General features: G+C 70.3%; 16 protein-coding genes. 10 read left to right on the plus strand and 6 right to left on the minus strand.

What is annotated here, in order from left to right:
• Positions 1-16: 16 nt before the first annotated feature.
• Positions 17-469 (plus strand): DUF5799 family protein, encoded by a 453-nt coding sequence (locus tag HPS36_RS00895; protein ID WP_137715561.1) that lies wholly within the window; start codon positions 17-19, stop codon positions 467-469.
• A gap of 33 nt (positions 470-502) precedes the next feature.
• Here the strand turns inward: HPS36_RS00895 and HPS36_RS00900 are convergent, their stop codons facing one another.
• Both HPS36_RS00900 and HPS36_RS00905 read right to left on the minus strand, forming a co-directional pair.
• Entirely contained in the window at positions 503-652 is a 150-nt protein-coding gene (locus tag HPS36_RS00900) for a DUF7557 family protein (protein ID WP_167551910.1), read from the minus strand.
• 107 nt (positions 653-759) lie between these two features.
• A complete protein-coding gene (locus HPS36_RS00905) occupies positions 760-2,880 on the minus strand; it encodes a hypothetical protein (RefSeq protein ID WP_173228151.1) in 2,121 nt (706 codons plus the stop codon).
• Between the two features lie 145 nt (positions 2,881-3,025).
• On the opposite strand from HPS36_RS00905, the gene HPS36_RS00910 reads away from it, so the two are divergent.
• Positions 3,026-4,063 carry a phosphotransferase family protein gene (locus HPS36_RS00910; RefSeq protein ID WP_173228152.1) on the plus strand — a complete coding sequence of 346 codons (1,038 nt, stop codon included), beginning with the start codon at positions 3,026-3,028 and terminating at the stop codon, positions 4,061-4,063.
• Positions 4,064-4,089: 26 nt separating this feature from the next.
• On the opposite strand, the gene HPS36_RS00915 is transcribed toward HPS36_RS00910, so the two are convergent.
• Complete coding sequence (locus tag HPS36_RS00915; protein WP_173228153.1) at positions 4,090-4,887, minus strand: aldo/keto reductase; 798 nt, start codon at positions 4,885-4,887, stop codon at positions 4,090-4,092.
• A 139-nt stretch (positions 4,888-5,026) separates the two neighbouring features.
• Between HPS36_RS00915 and HPS36_RS00920 the strand changes: the two genes are divergently transcribed.
• Positions 5,027-5,971 carry a transcriptional regulator TbsP domain-containing protein gene (locus HPS36_RS00920; RefSeq protein WP_173228154.1) on the plus strand — a complete coding sequence of 315 codons (945 nt, stop codon included), beginning with the start codon at positions 5,027-5,029 and terminating at the stop codon, positions 5,969-5,971.
• Between the two features lie 44 nt (positions 5,972-6,015).
• Here HPS36_RS00920 and HPS36_RS00925 read toward each other — a convergent pair whose 3' ends face one another.
• Complete coding sequence (locus HPS36_RS00925; RefSeq protein WP_121562104.1) at positions 6,016-7,536, minus strand: aldehyde dehydrogenase family protein; 1,521 nt, start codon at positions 7,534-7,536, stop codon at positions 6,016-6,018.
• Positions 7,537-7,624: 88 nt separating this feature from the next.
• On the opposite strand from HPS36_RS00925, the gene HPS36_RS00930 reads away from it, so the two are divergent.
• Positions 7,625-8,362 carry a helix-turn-helix domain-containing protein gene (locus tag HPS36_RS00930; RefSeq protein ID WP_137715556.1) on the plus strand — a complete coding sequence of 246 codons (738 nt, stop codon included), beginning with the start codon at positions 7,625-7,627 and terminating at the stop codon, positions 8,360-8,362.
• Between the two features lie 13 nt (positions 8,363-8,375).
• On the opposite strand, the gene HPS36_RS00935 is transcribed toward HPS36_RS00930, so the two are convergent.
• Positions 8,376-9,239, minus strand: coding sequence for a proline dehydrogenase family protein (locus tag HPS36_RS00935; RefSeq protein WP_173228155.1), 864 nt, complete (start codon positions 9,237-9,239; stop codon positions 8,376-8,378).
• A gap of 182 nt (positions 9,240-9,421) precedes the next feature.
• On the opposite strand from HPS36_RS00935, the gene HPS36_RS00940 reads away from it, so the two are divergent.
• From HPS36_RS00940 to HPS36_RS00960, 5 genes are read left to right on the plus strand one after another with little or no spacing between them, the layout of a single operon-like run.
• Positions 9,422-10,756 carry an ABC transporter substrate-binding protein gene (locus HPS36_RS00940; protein WP_173228156.1) on the plus strand — a complete coding sequence of 445 codons (1,335 nt, stop codon included), beginning with the start codon at positions 9,422-9,424 and terminating at the stop codon, positions 10,754-10,756.
• A 9-nt stretch (positions 10,757-10,765) separates the two neighbouring features.
• Complete coding sequence (locus HPS36_RS00945) at positions 10,766-11,725, plus strand: branched-chain amino acid ABC transporter permease (RefSeq protein WP_173228157.1); 960 nt, start codon at positions 10,766-10,768, stop codon at positions 11,723-11,725.
• Positions 11,722-12,903 (plus strand): branched-chain amino acid ABC transporter permease, encoded by a 1,182-nt coding sequence (locus tag HPS36_RS00950; RefSeq protein ID WP_173228158.1) that lies wholly within the window; start codon positions 11,722-11,724, stop codon positions 12,901-12,903. Before HPS36_RS00945 ends, HPS36_RS00950 begins: the two co-directional genes overlap by 4 nt.
• Positions 12,896-13,684: an ABC transporter ATP-binding protein gene (locus HPS36_RS00955; RefSeq protein ID WP_173228159.1), complete on the plus strand. Its 789-nt coding sequence runs from the start codon at positions 12,896-12,898 to the stop codon at positions 13,682-13,684. The genes HPS36_RS00950 and HPS36_RS00955 overlap by 8 nt, the downstream gene beginning before the upstream one ends.
• Positions 13,681-14,424, plus strand: a complete 744-nt coding sequence (locus tag HPS36_RS00960; RefSeq protein ID WP_121562098.1) for an ABC transporter ATP-binding protein — start codon at positions 13,681-13,683, stop codon at positions 14,422-14,424. Before HPS36_RS00955 ends, HPS36_RS00960 begins: the two co-directional genes overlap by 4 nt.
• A gap of 31 nt (positions 14,425-14,455) precedes the next feature.
• Here the strand turns inward: HPS36_RS00960 and HPS36_RS00965 are convergent, their stop codons facing one another.
• Entirely contained in the window at positions 14,456-15,253 is a 798-nt protein-coding gene (locus HPS36_RS00965) for an RIO1 family regulatory kinase/ATPase domain-containing protein (protein ID WP_173228160.1), read from the minus strand.
• 111 nt (positions 15,254-15,364) lie between these two features.
• On the opposite strand from HPS36_RS00965, the gene HPS36_RS00970 reads away from it, so the two are divergent.
• Positions 15,365-16,513, plus strand: coding sequence for an acyl-CoA dehydrogenase family protein (locus HPS36_RS00970; RefSeq protein ID WP_173228161.1), 1,149 nt, complete (start codon positions 15,365-15,367; stop codon positions 16,511-16,513).
• Positions 16,514-16,521 lie beyond the last annotated feature (8 nt).

Below are 16,521 nucleotides of genomic sequence, written 5' to 3' on the forward strand. Positions count from 1 at the left end.
CGGCGAACGGAGGGGTATGAGCGAGTGGACCGACGCCATCGTCGGCGAGCGGATGACCGTCGACAACCAGTTCAACGAGCGCGTCGCGGCGTCGCGCTTCTCCAGCCAGGAGTGGGGACTGATCATGACGGCCACCGAGTTCGAGATCGAGAACGCCGACGACCCGGAGGCCGCCCGCGTCGTCGCGGACACGTCGAGCCTGCCCGCGATCATGCCCGAACTGGAGAACCTCCGGTCGCAGATGGCGGGCATGGGCGGCGCCCCCGGCGGCGACTCGGGCGGCTCCGGCGGCGGGGTCGTCGACTCGATCAAGGGCGCGCTCGGACTCGGGGGTGGCGGCGGCGGTGGGCCGTCCGACGAGGAACTGGAGGCCGCCGAGCGGCTCGTCCAAGAGTACGCCGACGAGCTACAGGCGCACTTAGAGGAGGTCGGGAAGTGGGAACAGGTCCGCGTCGCGTATCAGGAGTAGCGGGGCGGCCGAGGCGCGGGGCCGACGCCGGGGTTACTTCAGGTCGCTGCCGCGGAACAGCGTCAGCTCCTCCGCCTCGTAGATGTTGATCAGTTCGCTCACGATCTCGTCGTACTCCTCGTCGTCGACCCGGAGCGCGTCGAGCCGCTCGACCGTCTCCTCGTCGAGGTGGATCTGGGGCATACTCGGCGGTTGGTCGGCGGGGGAATAAAAAATGTCGACGGGCGTGATCCCTGACGGCGTCGCCGAGGCGGACTCGGTTCGCGGCGCTCGGCGCAGCGTCAGTCGCGTCACTCGGACTCGCTGCGGAGTTCGCTCGGGTCGCCGATGTCGGACTCGTCGGTCGCGAGCGCCTTCCGAGCCGATGCTTCGATGTCCTCGACGGTGAGATCGACTGTCGGGGGCACGAACTGACCGTTGAGGAACAGCGTGGTGTCGGGCTCGGCCGAGCAATCGGCCACCACTTCCGAGGAGAGAATCGGCCGCTCCGTCGGGTCGCGTCCGACGAGCCGTGTCTTCTCGTCGAAACAGTCGTAGACGATCTGATACTCCGCCCCGAGCCACGAAGCCGGGGAAAGTACCGTTCGCCAGGTGACCCGGTGTTGTGACTCCGAGACCGACTCAATAGAGATGAGCCTCGGCGTCGGAGGATCCGGGGGCATCACGTTGGTGGAGCAGTTCCCCGCGAAGCGGACCGGGGGGTGACTGGGAAGCCGTAGCGTCGCGAGGGCCGTGTCGAGCGGAAGGCCTTCGGCGGCGAGCAGTTCGATCGCGGTTCGAAGCTGGTCCGCCGGGAGGTGACCGTCGATCACCGCGGCCCCGGTGCCGCCGCGGCGGACCGTGTCGACGGCGACGGCGGGACGTGAGCTTCCCTCGAAGACGCTGACGGCCGGAGCCGATCGGCCGTCGGCCGCCGGGTAACGAGGGAGGTCGTCCGCGACCGGCAGGCCTTCGCGAACGGGGAGATCGGAGTACAACAGGTCGATCGACGGGTCCGACAGCGCGTCCGCGACGGAGTCCGAAGTCGGCGTTCCGATAACCGAGAGCGACCCGACGCGGGCCGGCGTCGACGGGCTCGTGAGCGCCTCGCGCAGTCGCCGGGCTCGCTCATCGGACCGGATGAGGAGGGTGACGTTCGCGTCTCCGGCGTCCGGGGGCGTCCGCCGAAGTTCGTGTTCGTACGCCGCCGGGAGCGCCGCGGCGGTCCACTCCGGTATCGGATCCAGGGCGGGAACCGAGTCGCCCTCGCGGGAGGAGAGCGATCGGCTGCCGGTCGGCCGGTCCGCCGTCGTGACTCCGACCGGATCCCCCGAGCGAACCCCCTCGGCGGAGCCACGGACTCGAATCGGCGCGAGGACGTGCGCGAGGTGCGGCAGGAGCTCGGCCCCTTCGGGGCCGGGACGGAGTACCGCTTCCGTCGCCCACTCGGGAGCGTACGGTTCGACGGTTTCCGCGTCGACTTCCAGGAACTCCATCAGCCGTTCGCTCAGCGAGAGATCGTCCAGGTTCGGCGGGTAAAACGGCAGTTGCGGGCCGACTAGGTCGTACTCCACCCTGTCGGAGATCGTGTAGCCGTCGGTCCGCACGAGCGTGTCGAGGAAGAACCACGTGCGAAGCAGGTCCGTTGCCCGCTCTTCGAGCCGGTGGCCGTCGGTGGGAAGCCGCTCCGTGTACCCGTTGTCGAGCCGGACGGCCGGCGCCTCGCCGATCGTCATCCGGGCCCCGAGGTAGTAGGCGAGCGTCGAGAGGCGGTACACGTCGGCGTACGTCGGTCGGACGACTACCTCGAGGCCCGTGTCCGGGACGGTCAGCGGGCTCGGGATTTCGAGCGACTCCCCTCGGCGGATGCGGGGCGGGTACCCGCGAAGCGTCGGCCAGGACCGCTCCGCCGAAAACTCTCTGATGGACGATCCCAGCACCGACACCGCCTCCGCGAGGGCTTCCGGGTCGTCCGGGACGGTGATCGTCGCCTCCGGACGGGTATGGAGCGAGCGGGCGCCGAGGGAGACGGTCGCGGGACGGTCCAGCGATATCTCGACCGATTCCGGTCCCTCGACGCCGCTGACCGACAGCTCCGCGTCTTCGACCCTGAGGGTCGACTTCACTGCGCCCGTGGTCTCGACACAGTACGATCCCCGCGGGAATTCCGTCGGGTCGTTCGGGCGCTCGACGAACTCGCCCTCGGCGTCGCGCACGACGATCGACGTGTACGCCGGGACGACGAGCGACGTCGCCTCGAAGCTGACGGCGTTGTCGACCGGAGAGGGGAACAGCGCCGGGAGCGCCGGCGAGAGCTCCGGCTCGCGGTCGACATGGAACTGCATCTCCTCGCCCTCGATCACGTCGCGGACCGTGAGCGTCGTCCCGTCGACCTCGAACCCGATACGCTCGTCCGAAACCCCGTCTTTCACGAGCTTATTTTGGTTCGCCAACACGTATGAGCGTGTCGATAATCACCGGGTTCCGGGATTCTGAAACGTGTTCCGAGATTTCACGCACCCCGACTAATTTCGTCCTGACAACAATGTTAACACGGCTCCGCGCGGAACGAATGCCATGAACGATGCCGGGTCGGAGCCGATCGAACGGGCCCTCGCGGCGGCGTTTCCGGACCGGGCCGTGGACCGGTTGACGGGCGTCGGCCCCTCGTGGAACGGCGCCAACGAGACGGTGGGCGTCGTCTTCGCCGACGGTGGCCGGGTGTTCCTCAAGGTCGCGCTGGCCGACGAGAGCCGCCGGATCGCCCGGGAGCGCGCCGTACTCCGGTACGTCGCGGAACACGGGCCCCTCCCGGTCCCCGAGGTATTGGGGGCCGAGCCCGACGGCGACCCGGCGTACCTCGCGACGGCGCCGGCGCCCGGCCGAGGGCTGTTGGACGCCTACGAGGCGGCGAGCGACGACGAGCGCGAGCGACTGCTCCGCCGCGTCGGGGACGCGCTCGCCGCGCTCCACGCCGACCGGTTCCCGGACCACGGGGAGATAGTCGGGGCAGGCACGGAGCGCGGGAGCGCGGCGGAGCGCGCGGCGACCGCGGAGAAAGCAATGTCCGCGGGACCCGACGGGCCAACCGGACTCTCCATAGAGTTCGCGCCGTGGTCCGACGTGCTGCTCGCGACGATCGAGCAGACCCGGGAGATCGGTACCTCCGAGCGACTCGCGGGCCACTACGACGCGGTGATCGACTGCGTCCGCGCGAACCGGGGGACGCTCGACGAGGCGCCGGCCGCGCTGCTCCACGGCGACGTCACGAAGCCGAACCTCTTCATCGACGCCGACGCGGTGGCGGCGATCGACTGGGAGCTGTCCCACGTCGGCGACCCGGCGCGGGACCTCGTCCGCGCGGAGGACCAACTGCTCAACGGCTTCGACTCGACCGGTCCGGAGCGGTTCGCCGCCGCCCTCCGCGAGGGGTACCGCGAGCGGGCCGGGGGGCTCCCGGCGGGGTTCGAGCGGCGGCGCCCCGTCTACGAGGTCGTCAGGATGCTCGGCCGGTCGGGCTTCGTCGACCAGTGGGCGACGTACCTCGACGAGCCGGTCGACGCCCTGATCGAACGCGCGGACGCCGAGTTACGGGCGCGGCTTGACGCAGTCTGACCGCGGCGGGGAGTCGGCCGCCCGGCTCAGCGGTTCCACGCCGCGTCTTCCGGGTCGATCTGTCGCTCGCCCGGATCGAGCGCGTCGATGGCGTCGAGGTCGGACTCGGGCAGGTCGATGTCGAGCGCGCGGAGGTTCTCGCGGACGTGGTCGCCGCGCGCCTTCGGGATCGGGGCGACGCCGCGGTCGAGCGCCCACGCGAGTGCGACGACCGCGGGCGAGCAGTCGTTCCGCTCCGCGATCGCGGCGACCTCCGGGTCGTCGAGGATCTCGCCCCGGCCGAGCGGGGAGTAGCCGACGAGGCGGTGGTCGAACTCGGCAGCGAGCGCGCGCAGTTCCGGCTGGCGGAACCGCGGGTGGCACTCGACCTGGTGGGCCGCGATCGGCGCGTCGAGGATCTCGCGCGCCTCGCGCAGCAGGTCGGGGGTGAAGTTCGAGACGCCGACGTGGTCGGTGACGCCCGCGTCGCGGAGGTCGTCGAACGCCGGCAGCGTCGCCTCCGGGTCGTACGCCCGGATCGGCCAGTGGACGTACAGGAGGTCGACGCGGTCGAGGCCGAGGCGGTCGAGGCTCTCGCGCGCGGTCTCGCGCACGTCGTCGGGCGCGAGGTTCTCCGGGTGGACCTTCGTGGCGACGACCACGTCGTCGCGTTCGACGTCGCTCGCCGCGATCCCCGCGCCGACCGCGGCCTCGTTGTCGTACATCTGCGCGGTGTCGACGTGGCGGTAGCCGGCGTCCAGCGCCGCGGCGACGGTGTCGGTACAGGTCTCGGGGTCGTCGAGCCCGGACGTTCCGAGCCCGATCGACAGGTCGAGCGGTGGCACGCGAGACGGTTCCGGCCGCTGAATAAAAAAGGCGCGCGAGCCGGCACGCCGCGATCCGACGCCCCCGCGCCGGCGCCGCCGCGTCCCGCGCTCCGTCCGGTCCCGCACGCTTAATCCGTCGCGTCCGTAGGGTGGCCTGATGGCGACCGGTCCCGCGCTCCCCTCGACACCCGAGCCGATCCGGCTCGGCGCATTCGCCGACCCGCTCCTCGTCGACCCCGGACCGCGGCTGCTCCGCGCGGTCGTCGCGGCGTACCGCGAGGCCGCGCCGACGCTCGTCGAGCCGAGCGTCGCGGACCTGTCGGGCGGCGCGGGTGACAGGGACGCGGACGGCACCGACCCGTCGGGACTCCCGACGCTGAAGGTGCTCGCGGGCGAAAGCGCGGTCGACGACGCGACGGCGGGGTTCCGGTCGGCGAGCCGGCTCGCGGCGCTGCTCGGCGCCGATGTCGTCGACCTCCGCGTCCTCGACGCGCCGCAGTCGAACCCGGTGCTGGCGGGCGAGGAGATCGGGTTCGCCCTGGTCGGGAGCGAGGACGGGGTGACGGCGGAGACGACCCGGTGGCACCGCGTCGGCGACGACGCCTCGCTCCGCGAGCGGTACGGGGCGGCGTTCGGAGACGCCGAGGCGTACGGGCTCCGAACGCCGAGCAGACGACGGGTCTACGAGGGGGTCGCGGCGCGGTGCGACGAGTCGGTCGCGGCGGCGGTGCTCCGCGCGCTCGACGTGACGGACGACGCGGGCGACACGGTGGACGACGCGGGCGACACGCCGGAGGGTTCGGGCGACGCGAGCGCGGACGGTCCCGACCCGGAAGCGGCCCGCGTCCGCGCCTACGCGGTCGGGGCCCGCGAGGGCGTCCTCGACCGCGCCCTCCGGCGGGCCTGCGAGGACGCGGGGCTCGGGAGCCCCTCGACGTTCACGCGGATAAAGCGGCTCCTGCTGGCGGCCGACCTGATCGAGACGGTCGCCGAGCCGCAGCCGGTCGGGCGACCGCGGGAGCGGCTGGCGCCCCGCGGCGCGCTCGCCGCGGCCGAGACCCCTGAAGAGACGGTCGCGGCGGTCCGCGACGTGACGGAATAAGAGAGTTTCCGGGCGGTCCGGCGGCGGATGTCAGCCCGGACTTGTCAGTCGTCGGTCGTCTTGATGTCCGCGGAGAGCCCCTGCGCCATCTCGATCTCCTTCGAGTTGTTCAGGGTCCACGCGGTGCGGTCGGTGACGGCCTCGATGGCCTCGCGGGCGGAGGGGTAGCCGTTACCGGACTTCTTCACGCCGCCGAAGGGGAGCTGGACCTCGGCACCGATGCACGGGAGGTTCCCGTACGCCAGCCCCAGCTCGGCGCGGTCGCGGTAGTAGTTGATCTGCCGGTAGTCCTCGGAGATGATCGCGCCGGCCAGCCCGTAGTCCACGTCGTTCTGGATCTCCACGGCGCGCTCGATGCCGCCCTCGTACTCCAGCAGGGCGACGTGGGGGCCGAACACCTCCTCGTGGGTACACCGCAGGTCGGCGTCGGGGTCCGCCTCGTAGACGAACGGGCCGATCCAGTTGCCGTCCGCGTGGCCGTCGGGGATCTCGTCGGCGTCGAGTTCCGTCCGGTCTACGAGGACGTTCACGTCCTCCTCGCGGGCGAGCTCGTTGTACTCGGTGACCTTCTCCAAGTGCTCCGGCTCGATCAGCGGCCCCATGAACGTGTCCTCGTCGAGCGGGTCGCCGACCGCGACCGACTCCGCGACCTCGACGAACCGCTCTTTGAACTCGTCGTACACGTCGGTGTGGACGATCAGGCGCTCGGAGGAGACGCAGCGCTGGCCGGTCGTCTTGAACGAGGACATCACCGCGGAGTGGACCGCGACGTCGAGGTCCGCCTCCTCGGTGACCACGATGGCGTTCTTGCCGCCCATCTCGCAGGCCGCGCGCTTGCCGGCGACGCCGCCGAGCTTGTCCTGGATGTGGTGGCCGACCTCCGCGGATCCGGTGAAGAGCACGGTCGAGACGTCGTCGTGCTCGACGATCGCGTTGCCGGCGTCGCCGAACCCTTGGACCATGTTGAACACGCCGTCCGGGATCCCGGCGTCGTCGAACATCTCCGCGATGATCTGAGCGCACCACGGGGTCTGTTCGGCGGGCTTGAACACGACGGTGTTCCCCTCGACCAGCGCGATGGCCATGTGCCAGTACGGGATCGCGACCGGGAAGTTCCACGGCGTGATACAGCCGGTGACGCCGCGGGGCTTCCGGCGCATGTACGCGTCCTTCGACGGGATCTCCGAGGGGACGATGTCGCCCTTCGGGTGCCGGGCGTCGCCCGCGGCCCACTCGACCATGTGCGCGGCCTCGACCACGTCGGCTTTCCCCTCGCTGATCTCCTTGCCGCACTCCTTCGAGACCACCGCTCCGAGCTCGTCCGTCCGGTCGCGGAGCTCGTGGTACACGTCCCAAAGGTACTCCGCGCGCTGGATCCGCGAGAGCTCGCGCCACTCCTCGAACGCCGCGTCCGCGGCGTCGACCGCGCGCTCCACGTCGTCGGGGGTTCCGCGCCGGAACTCGCCGAGGGACTCGCCCGTCGCGGGGTTCGCGCTCTCGAAGGTCTCGGACCCGTCGCCGTCGACCCACTCGCCGTCGATGTAGTGCTGGTAGGGCTGCGCCATGTGTGGCGGTTACCGTCGGCACGTCCAAATAACCCACCCTACCATGGGCGGCAGGGTCTTCGTGGTGCGGTACCTACTGTGTCGGATAATGGCGACGACCGACGCGGAGGGGCGGGAGGACTGGAGCGGGACCAGGCTGACGCTCGACCTGTGGCACCCGAACTGCTGGGCCATCGAGGCGACGGGCAGGACGGAGGGCGGCGTGCTCGCGCACGCCATCTACAACTCGCCGCGGACCGACGCGGCCGCGCCCAACTCGGTGAACGGGCTGTTCACCGCCTTCGCGGACACCACGGACGAGGTCGAGGCGCTCCTCGACGCGATCCGCGACTCCGACCGCGCCGGCAACCTCCTGGAGCTCCAGGAGCGGTTCGGACGCGCGCGGGACGCCCCGGGCAACGTCGTCCGCGAGTTCTTCCTGGAGTACGACCCCGCCGACATGGTGTGTCCGACGCTGCTCGAACACGGCTTCGTCCACAGCGCGCCGGTCCGGATCGAGGACGGGCGCGAGGAGTGGCAGGTGTGCTTCGTCGGCGAGCGGACGGACATCCGCGAGTCGCTCGACGCGGTTCAGGCGGCGTCCGGCGCCGAGGTGACGGTGGAGTCGATGTCGTCGACCGGGCACGCCGGGCGGACCCCCCGCGAGCAGCGGCTCGACACGCTGACGCCGACGCAGCGAGCGGTGTACGAACACGCGCGCGAGGCCGGCTACTACGAGTGGCCCCGAGAGGCGTCGACCCGGGAGCTCGCCGACGACATGGACGTCTCGAAGACGACGCTGCTCGAACACCTGCGGAAGGCGGAGTCGAAGCTCCTGGACCCGTGACCTCGGCCCCTTGTCAGCGGCCGACGACCGCTCGCAGCGCGAACAGCGCGTTCGACTTGCGCTCCCGGACGCGCCGGTAGAAGTACGAGAACCACTTGCTGCCGTACGGGATGTACTGGTACACGGTCACCCCGTCGGCCGCGAGGTCGAACTGCGCCGACTCACGGACGCCGGTCAGCATCTGGACCTCGTAGGGGGTCCCGTGGTCGGCGTGGAGCTCCGCCGCGTGCTCGATCATCGCCGGGTCGTGGCTCCCGACCGCGATCCCGTCGTCGAACGCCTCGAACATGTACGCGAGGCAGTCGCGGTACGACTCGTCGACGCGCGCCTTCTTCTTGTAGGAGATGTCGGCGGGCTCGTCGTAGGCGCCCTTGACCAGCCGGACCTTGCCCGGCAGCTCCGCGAGCCGCTCGAGGTCGTCCCGGGTCCGCTTCAGGTTCGCCTGGACGCAGACGCCGACGTTGCCGTCGGTCTCGCGCGCGTGTCGCTCGAAGGCGTCGAGCGTCACGTCTGTGGTCTCGTGGTCCTCCATGTCGATCCAGACGAACGTCCCAGTCCCGTCCCCCTCGGCCCCGGCTCCCTCGTTGGCCGCCGCGATGATCCGCGCGAGGTTCTCGCGGAAGACGTCGTCGCCGACGTCGAGGCCGATCTGACTCGACTTCACCGAGACGCAGGCGTCGACGTCGCGGTCCGCGATCGATCCGACGAGGTCGACGTAGGCGTCCGCGTCCTCGTCGGCGGGCGGCCGCTCCTCGTAGTGCTCGCCGAGCAGGTTCAGGATGCCGGCCACGCCGCGGTCGTTCAGCCCCTCGACGTGGGCGAGCGCCGCCTCGGGCGTCTCCCCGGCGACGAAATTGCTCGCGATGGGCGGTAGCATGTGTACACTGCGACCCCGGGCCGCTATATACTGCCACCCGACCAATTCTTACGAATATATGTCATTTGTATAAATCTGTGACGGTGCCCGTACGTACGAATTCGCCGGTCCGAACCGCTCGTCCCGACCATGGACGGGCCGGGGTTAAGATACCCGGATGTGCTCCGGTCTACCGGATAAACATGTCACGAGATACCACGGACGTGGCTGACCGGCGTACCCTGCTGAAACTGACCGGCGGCGCGGGAGTGATCGCCCTGTCCGGCTGCCTGAGCACGACCGACGACGGCGGCGACGGATCGGACGGATCGGACGGCTCCGACGGCTCCGACGGCAGCGACGGAAGTGACGGCGGCGACGGGAGCGACGGGAGCGACGGGAGCGACGGCGGCGACTCGTCCGGCCCGTACGAGATCGGGATGGTCGACTCGCTGACCGGGTCGCTGTCGGCGTTCGGCGAGCGGAACCAGCGCGGCGTCGAACTCGCGTTATCGCGCGTCAACGACGTCGGCATCAACGGCCGCGACCTCGCCCTGATCACCGAGGACTCCGAGAGCGAGAACCAGGGCGGCATCGCCGCCGCACAGAAGCTCGTCAACCAGGACGGCGTCCCGTTCCTCATCGGCGCGGTCGGCTCCGGCGTCTCGCTCGCCATCTACGAGAGCGTCGTCGAGGGGACCGACGTGGTCCAGCTGAGCCAGAACTCCACCGGGCTCAACCTCACCGACTTCCCGGGGCTGCTCCGGATGTCGCCGTCCGGCCGCAGCCAGTCGCTCGCGCTCTCGAACATCATCGCCGACGACGGCTACGACGAGGTGGCGGTCACCTACGTCAACAACGACTACGGGCAGAGCCTCACCGACGCGTTCGTCGAGGCCTACGACGGCGACGTGGTGTACAACACGCCCCACGACCAGGACCAGCAGTCCTACTCCGGCGTCGTCTCCGAGATGAACAGTTCCGGCGCGGACGCGTGGCTGTTCGTCACCTACCAGGCCGAGTTCGCCACGATGGTCAACGAGGTGTTCTCGTCGGGCTACGAGGCGCAGTTCTACGGCGCCGACTCGGTCTCCGGCGACAACGTCTTGGAGAACACCCCTGAGGGGAGCATCGACGGCATGAAGATCGTCGTCCCCTCCGCGCCGGTCGAGGAGGAGAACTACCAGTCGTTCGCGGACGCCTTTGAGTCCGAGTACGGGCGTCGCCCGACCTCGTGGGCGGCGTACGCGTACGACTGCGTCATCAACGCCGCCCTGGCGATCCAGGCCGCCGACGAGTTCAGCGGCGCCGCGCTCCAGGAGACCGTCCGGCGCGTCTCCGGCCCCGAGGGCGAGCAGGTGACCTCGTTCGAGGCCGCCAGCGAGATCCTCGCCGACGGCAGCGGTCCCGACGACGTGGACTACCAGGGGGTCAGCGGGCCCATCGACTTCAACGAGGACGGGGACCCGGTCGGGTTCCTCCAGGTCTTGGAGGTCCAGAACCACGAGTACGAAGGTATCGACTTCGTCGAAGGCTAACTCCGACCGATGACCGTCCTCGGATACCTGGCCAACGGGCTGGTCTTCAGCAGCATCATCGTCCTCGGGAGCATCGGGCTGTCGCTCGTGTACAGCATCGCGGACTTCGCGAACTTCGCGCACGGCGACACGATGACGATCGGCGCGTACACCGCGCTCGTGACGTTCGGCGCGATCGGCGGGCTCGGCGGCGCGGTGCTCGGGCTCCCGTTCGGGTTCTTCGTCGCCTTGGTCGTCGGCATCGCCGCCGCCGCGGTCGTCGCGGTCGTCACCGAGCGGCTGATCTACGAGCCGCTGGAGATCGACTCGATCGGCCTGCTTATCACCTCCATCGGGATCGCCTTCGTCTACCGCGCGCTGATCCAGATCCGGTTCGGCTCCGACTTCACGCGGTTCGACATCCAGCCGCTGCGGCCGATCGAGTCGCTCGTCCCCTTCGGGATCCGGGTGACGCTCCACGACGTGGCGATCGTCGTCTCGGCCGTGATACTCGTCGTCGGGCTCCACGTGCTGCTCCAGTACACCGACCTCGGCCGGAAGATGCGCGCGATGGCCGACAACCCCGACCTCGCGCGGGTCAGCGGGATCCGGACGAAGCGGGTCAAGCTCTGGACGTGGGTCATCGGCGCCGGGCTCGCCGGCGCCGGCGGCGTGTTCCTCGGGCTGTTCAACCAGCTCTCGCCGCGGATGGGGTTCAACCTCCTCCTCGTGATCTTCGCGGCGGTGATCCTCGGCGGGATCGGCTCCGTCTACGGCGCGATGGCGGGCGGCTTCCTCATCGGCATGATCAATCAGCTCACACCGTTCTTCTCCGACGTGGTCGAAGCGCTCCCGATCTGGCCGGGGTGGCTCGCGCGCCTCCTCGAGAGCCTGGTCAGCATCGAGTACGCGAACGCTATCGCCTTCGTGATCATGGTCGCGGTCCTGCTGGTCCGCCCCAACGGGATCGCCGGCGAGGGGGCGACATGAGTCGCCTCGACGACGCGAAGGCGGCGGTGACGGACCTGAGCCGCCCGGAGCGGTGGGTGCTCACCGTCAGCGTCGGGTTCGCGCTGTTCCTGCTCGCCGCGCTGCTGACGGGCGGGCTCGGCCCGACGTACTTCCTCTTCCTCGTCGGCCTCGCGGGCATGTACGCGCTGCTGTCCTTCGGGCTCAACGCGCAGTGGGGGTACACCGGCCTGATCAACTTCAGCGTCGCGGCGTTCTTCGGGATCGGCGCGTACGGCTCCGCGCTGATGACCGCAGACGGCTCGCCGATCGCGGGCGGGCTCAGCCCGCTCGTCGGCCTCGCAGTCGCCCTGTTCGTCGCGCTCCTGCTGGCGCTCCTCATCGGGATCCCGACGCTGCGGCTCCGGGCCGACTACCTCGCCATCGCGTCGCTGGGGCTCGCGGAGGTCGTCCGGCTCGTCGTCCTCAACGAGCGCTGGCTGACGAACGGCAGCGCGGGGGTCCGGGGCATTCCCGGGTTCTTCGCCGGCTGGCCGGTGCTGTCGACGTTCCCGGAGGCGATGCCCGGGCTCCGGCTGGAGGTCGTGCCGGGGTCGCCGGTGTTCTTGGAGACGGCGTTCTGGCAGGCCTCGCTGAACGTCCTGCTGGTGCTCGCGTTCGCGGGGGCGACCTACTTCGTCCTCCGGCGCGCGCACCGGTCGCCGTGGGGCCGTGTCCTGCGGACGATCCGCTCCGACGAGGACCTCGCGCGGGCGCTGGGGAAGAACACCTACTCGTTCAAGATGCAGTCGTTCGTCCTCGGGAGCCTGATCATGGCGCTGGCGGGCGTGTTCTACACGCACCTGAACCTCTACGTCGGGCCGGGCGACCTCGACCCGATCACGACGTTCTACGCCTGGGTCGCCGTAATCTTAGGCGGCAGCGGCTCCAACCGCGGCGCGCTGTTCGGCGGGATCGTCATCGTCGCGATCCGCGAGGGGACGCGGTTCCTCAACGACGTGGCGCTGCCGGTCGACCCCGCGCCGCTGCGGCTGCTGCTCATCGGCGTCGTGATCATCGCCGTCATGCGCTACCGGCCGCAGGGGGTCCTCCCGCCGCAGCGGGAGCTGATCTGGCCGAGCGCGGTCGACGGGGGCGGACGCCCAGAGCGGCCGGACAGCGGCGTCCGCGAGCGCAAGGGGGGTGGTGACGGTGAGTGAGGGCGCGCTCCCCAAGCAGGACGCCGTGTTGCGCGTCGACGACCTCCAGAAGTCGTTCGGCGGGCTCGCGGCGACGGACCACGCGACGTTCGCTGTCGAGCGCGGCACGATCACCGGGCTCATCGGCCCGAACGGCGCCGGCAAGTCGACGCTGTTCAACCTCATCTCCGGCTTCTACGAGCCGGACGGCGGGACCGTCGAGGTCAACGGGACCGACGTGACCGGCATGGAGCCGTATCAGGTCGCCGACCACGGGCTCGTCCGGACGTTCCAGACGCCGCGCAAGCTGGAGGGGATGACGGTCCGCGAGGCGATGCTGGTCGGGCCGCGGAAACAGCCCGGCGAGTCGTTCCTAACGCTGTTCGCGTCGCCGGGGACGGTCGCCGAGAGCGAGTCGGCGAACCTCGCCGAGGCCGAGCGGATACTGGCGGACTTCGAGATCGATCACCTCGCCGCGCAGCCCGCGACGGACATCTCCGGCGGGCAGATGAAGCTCGTCGAGCTCGCGCGGGCGATGCTCGCCGAGCCGGAGGTCCTCCTGCTCGACGAGCCGGTGGCGGGGGTGAACCCGACGCTCGCGAAGAAGCTGAAGCGGCAGATACGGCGGCTCAACGACCAGGGGACGACGTTCCTGCTCATCGAGCACGACATGGAGTTCGTGATGGACCTCGCCGATCCGATCGTCGTCTTGGACCAGGGGCACGTGCTGACCGAGGGGACGCCCGAGGAGGTCCGGAGCGACGACCGCGTCATCGACGCGTACCTCGGGGGTGGCGCGTGAGCGACGCTCCCGAGGCCGGCTCGGGCGCCGGGACCGACCCGGTGCTCGCGCTGTCGGGCGTCGACAGCGGGTACGGGGAGGTACAGGTGCTCGACGACCTCTCGGTCCGGCTCGACCCCGGCGAGATCGTCTGTCTCGTCGGGCCCAACGGGGCCGGGAAGTCGACGGTGCTCAAGACGGCGTTCGGCATGCTGACGCCGTGGACGGGGACCGTCGAGTACCACGGCCGCGAGATCGGCGGCATGGCGCCCGAGGAGATCGTCCGCGAGGGGATCGGCTACGTCCCGCAGACCGACAACGTGTTCGGCTCGCTGACGATCGACGAGAACCTCCGGATGGGCGGGGTCGCCCGCGACGGCGGCCTCGACGCGGTCATCGAGACGCTGTACGACCGGTTCCCGATCATCGAAGAGAAGCGGACCGCGAAGGCGAAGACGCTCTCCGGCGGCCAGCGTCAGGTGCTCGCGTTCGCGCGGGCCCTCGTGATGGAGCCCGACGTGCTCCTCATCGACGAGCCGTCGGCCGGCCTCGCGCCGAACACCGCCGACGACGTGTTCGCGGACGTCCAGGAGGTCAACGACATGGACACGGCGATCCTGATGGTCGAGCAGAACGTGACGAAGGGGCTCGGCATCTCCGACCGCGGCTACGTCCTCGACCAGGGGACGGTCCGGTTCGAGGGGACGCCCGAGGAGCTGTTGAACGACGACGAGGTCTCGCAGCTGTACCTCGGGGGGTGATCCCCCCGCGGTCCGGTCGCGCGGCCCCGAGTCAGGTCGTCCGCTTTTCGAGCTCGCCGGTCAGCTCCGCGGCGTCGAAGTCGTGGTCCGGCCGGATCGCGACGAAGTCGAGGAACCGGCGCGCGGCGAGGAGCTCGTCCGTCGAGTAGCTCGTCAGCGCGGCCGAGACCGTCTCGGCGGCGCCGACCAGCGGCTCCAGCGCCGCCAGCGCGCTCGCGAGGTCGTAGGCGCGCGCCGCCTCGCGGCCGTCCTCGCTCACGCGGGTCGCGTCGATGACGTAGAGCTCGCCGTCGGCGACGAGGACGTTCTCCGCGCGGAGGTCGCCGTGCGCGAGGCCGGCGTCGTGGATGGTCCGGAGCGTCCCGAACAGCTCGGGGGCGAGCTCGGCGACGGCCGCCGCGTCGAGCTCCCCCAGCGTGCGGAACTCGGGGAGGTACTCCAACACGAGCACGCCGAGGTCGCCGACCTCGAACGCCTCGACGGGCTCGGGCGCGTTGACCCCGAGCTCGCGGACGCGCCGGGTCGCCTCCAGCTCGTGGCGCGCCATCTCGTAGGGGGTCTCGTGGCGCTCGAAGAACCCCTCGGTGCCGGCCGAGAACGCGCCGAGGTTCCGCCCGGTGGTGAACAGCGCGTGGACGATCGTGTTCTGCCGCGTGATCACCTTCACGAAGAGGTCCTCGTCGACGACCATCGGCGTCGACAGCCAGTTGTCGGCGTCGAGGAAGCGAACTCGCATCTCGTCGCGGTCGTAGCGGGCCGCCAGCTCGCGCGCGACCCGCTCGATGTCGGGCCAGTCGACGCGACCGCGGACGAGCTGCCGGAACTCCATACCGGCGGAACGCGGCGACGCGTCATAAGTCGTCGGCTCGCCGACCGCCGCGCGCCGCGGTCTGTCACGGTCGTTCGCATCGTTTATGCCCGCGGGTCGCAATTCTTGCCCATGGACTTCGAGGTACCCGGCGAGCACCGGATGATACGCGACACCGTCCGGGAGTTCTGCGAGGAGGAGATCGCGCCCATCGCGCAGGAGATCGAGGACGAACACCGCTTCCCCGAGGAGGTGTTCGAGTCGCTCGCGGACCTGGACATGATGGGCGTCCCGGTCTCGGAGGAGTACGGCGGTCTCGGCGGCGATCAGCTGATGTACGCGCTGGTCACGGAGGAGCTCGGCCGCGTCTCCGGCGGGATCGGGCTCTCGTACGCCGCCCACACCTCGCTGGGCGCGAAGCCGATCGACCTGTTCGGGACCGACGAACAGAAGGAGCGGTGGCTCCGTCCGCTCGCGGAGGGAGAGGGAATCGGCGCGTGGGCCCTCACCGAGCCCGGCAGCGGCTCGGACGCCTCCGACATGGACACGACCGCCGAGTACGACGCCGACGCGGACGAGTACGTGCTGAACGGCACCAAGCAGTTCATCACGAACGCGAACGTCGCCAACTCGATCCTCGTGAAGGCGGTGACGGACCCGGAGGCGGGGTACGACGGCATCTCGACGTTCATCGTCGACCCGGACGCCGACGACGGGTTCGAGGTGACGACGGTCTGGGACAAGATGGGCCTGAACAGCTCGCCGACCTGCGAGATAGCCTTCGACGACGTGCGGATCCCGGCGGACCGGCTCCTCGGCGAGGAGGGCGACGGCTGGACGCAGACGATGAAGACGCTCGACGGCGGGCGGATCTCCATCGCCGCGCTCTCGGTCGGGCTCGCGCAGGGCGCCTACGAGGCCGCCAAGGAGTACGCGGGCGAGCGGGAGCAGTTCGGGAAGCCGATATCGAAGTTCGACGCCGTCCGCGACAAGGTGGTCCACATGTACCGCCAGATCGAGCGCGCCCGCCTGCTGACCCACCGCGCGGCGTCGAAGTACGACGCCGGCGAGTCGGTCACCCGCGAGTCGGCGCTCGCCAAGCTCGACGCCAGCGAGGCCGCCCGCGAGGTGGCCGAGGGGGCGGTCCAGACGCTCGGCGGCTACGGCTACACCACCGACTTCGCGCCGCAGCGCTTCTACCGCGACGCGAAGCTGATGGAGATCGGCGAGGGGACGAGCGAGATCCAACACGTCGTCATCGGGCGCGAACTCGGCCTCTGACGGGGCCG

Origin of the sequence: Halorubrum salinarum (assembly GCF_013267195.1) — an archaeon.
Taxonomy (GTDB): domain Archaea; phylum Halobacteriota; class Halobacteria; order Halobacteriales; family Haloferacaceae; genus Halorubrum; species Halorubrum salinarum.

Excerpts from the sequence above, each read along its gene's own strand:
- HPS36_RS00930 (WP_137715556.1), top strand. The coding sequence starts at position 7,625 with ATGGCGACGACCGACGCGGAGGGGCGGGAGGACTGGAGCGGGACCAGG.
- HPS36_RS00935 (WP_173228155.1), bottom strand. The coding sequence starts at position 9,239 with ATGCTACCGCCCATCGCGAGCAATTTCGTCGCCGGGGAGACGCCCGAG.
- HPS36_RS00925 (WP_121562104.1), bottom strand. The coding sequence starts at position 7,536 with ATGGCGCAGCCCTACCAGCACTACATCGACGGCGAGTGGGTCGACGGC.
- HPS36_RS00950 (WP_173228158.1), top strand. The coding sequence starts at position 11,722 with ATGAGTCGCCTCGACGACGCGAAGGCGGCGGTGACGGACCTGAGCCGC.
- HPS36_RS00945 (WP_173228157.1), top strand. The coding sequence starts at position 10,766 with ATGACCGTCCTCGGATACCTGGCCAACGGGCTGGTCTTCAGCAGCATC.
- HPS36_RS00965 (WP_173228160.1), bottom strand. The coding sequence starts at position 15,253 with ATGGAGTTCCGGCAGCTCGTCCGCGGTCGCGTCGACTGGCCCGACATC.
- HPS36_RS00900 (WP_167551910.1), bottom strand. The coding sequence starts at position 652 with ATGCCCCAGATCCACCTCGACGAGGAGACGGTCGAGCGGCTCGACGCG.
- HPS36_RS00920 (WP_173228154.1), top strand. The coding sequence starts at position 5,027 with ATGGCGACCGGTCCCGCGCTCCCCTCGACACCCGAGCCGATCCGGCTC.
- HPS36_RS00940 (WP_173228156.1), top strand. The coding sequence starts at position 9,422 with ATGTCACGAGATACCACGGACGTGGCTGACCGGCGTACCCTGCTGAAA.
- HPS36_RS00895 (WP_137715561.1), top strand. The coding sequence starts at position 17 with ATGAGCGAGTGGACCGACGCCATCGTCGGCGAGCGGATGACCGTCGAC.
- HPS36_RS00910 (WP_173228152.1), top strand. The coding sequence starts at position 3,026 with ATGAACGATGCCGGGTCGGAGCCGATCGAACGGGCCCTCGCGGCGGCG.
- HPS36_RS00970 (WP_173228161.1), top strand. The coding sequence starts at position 15,365 with ATGGACTTCGAGGTACCCGGCGAGCACCGGATGATACGCGACACCGTC.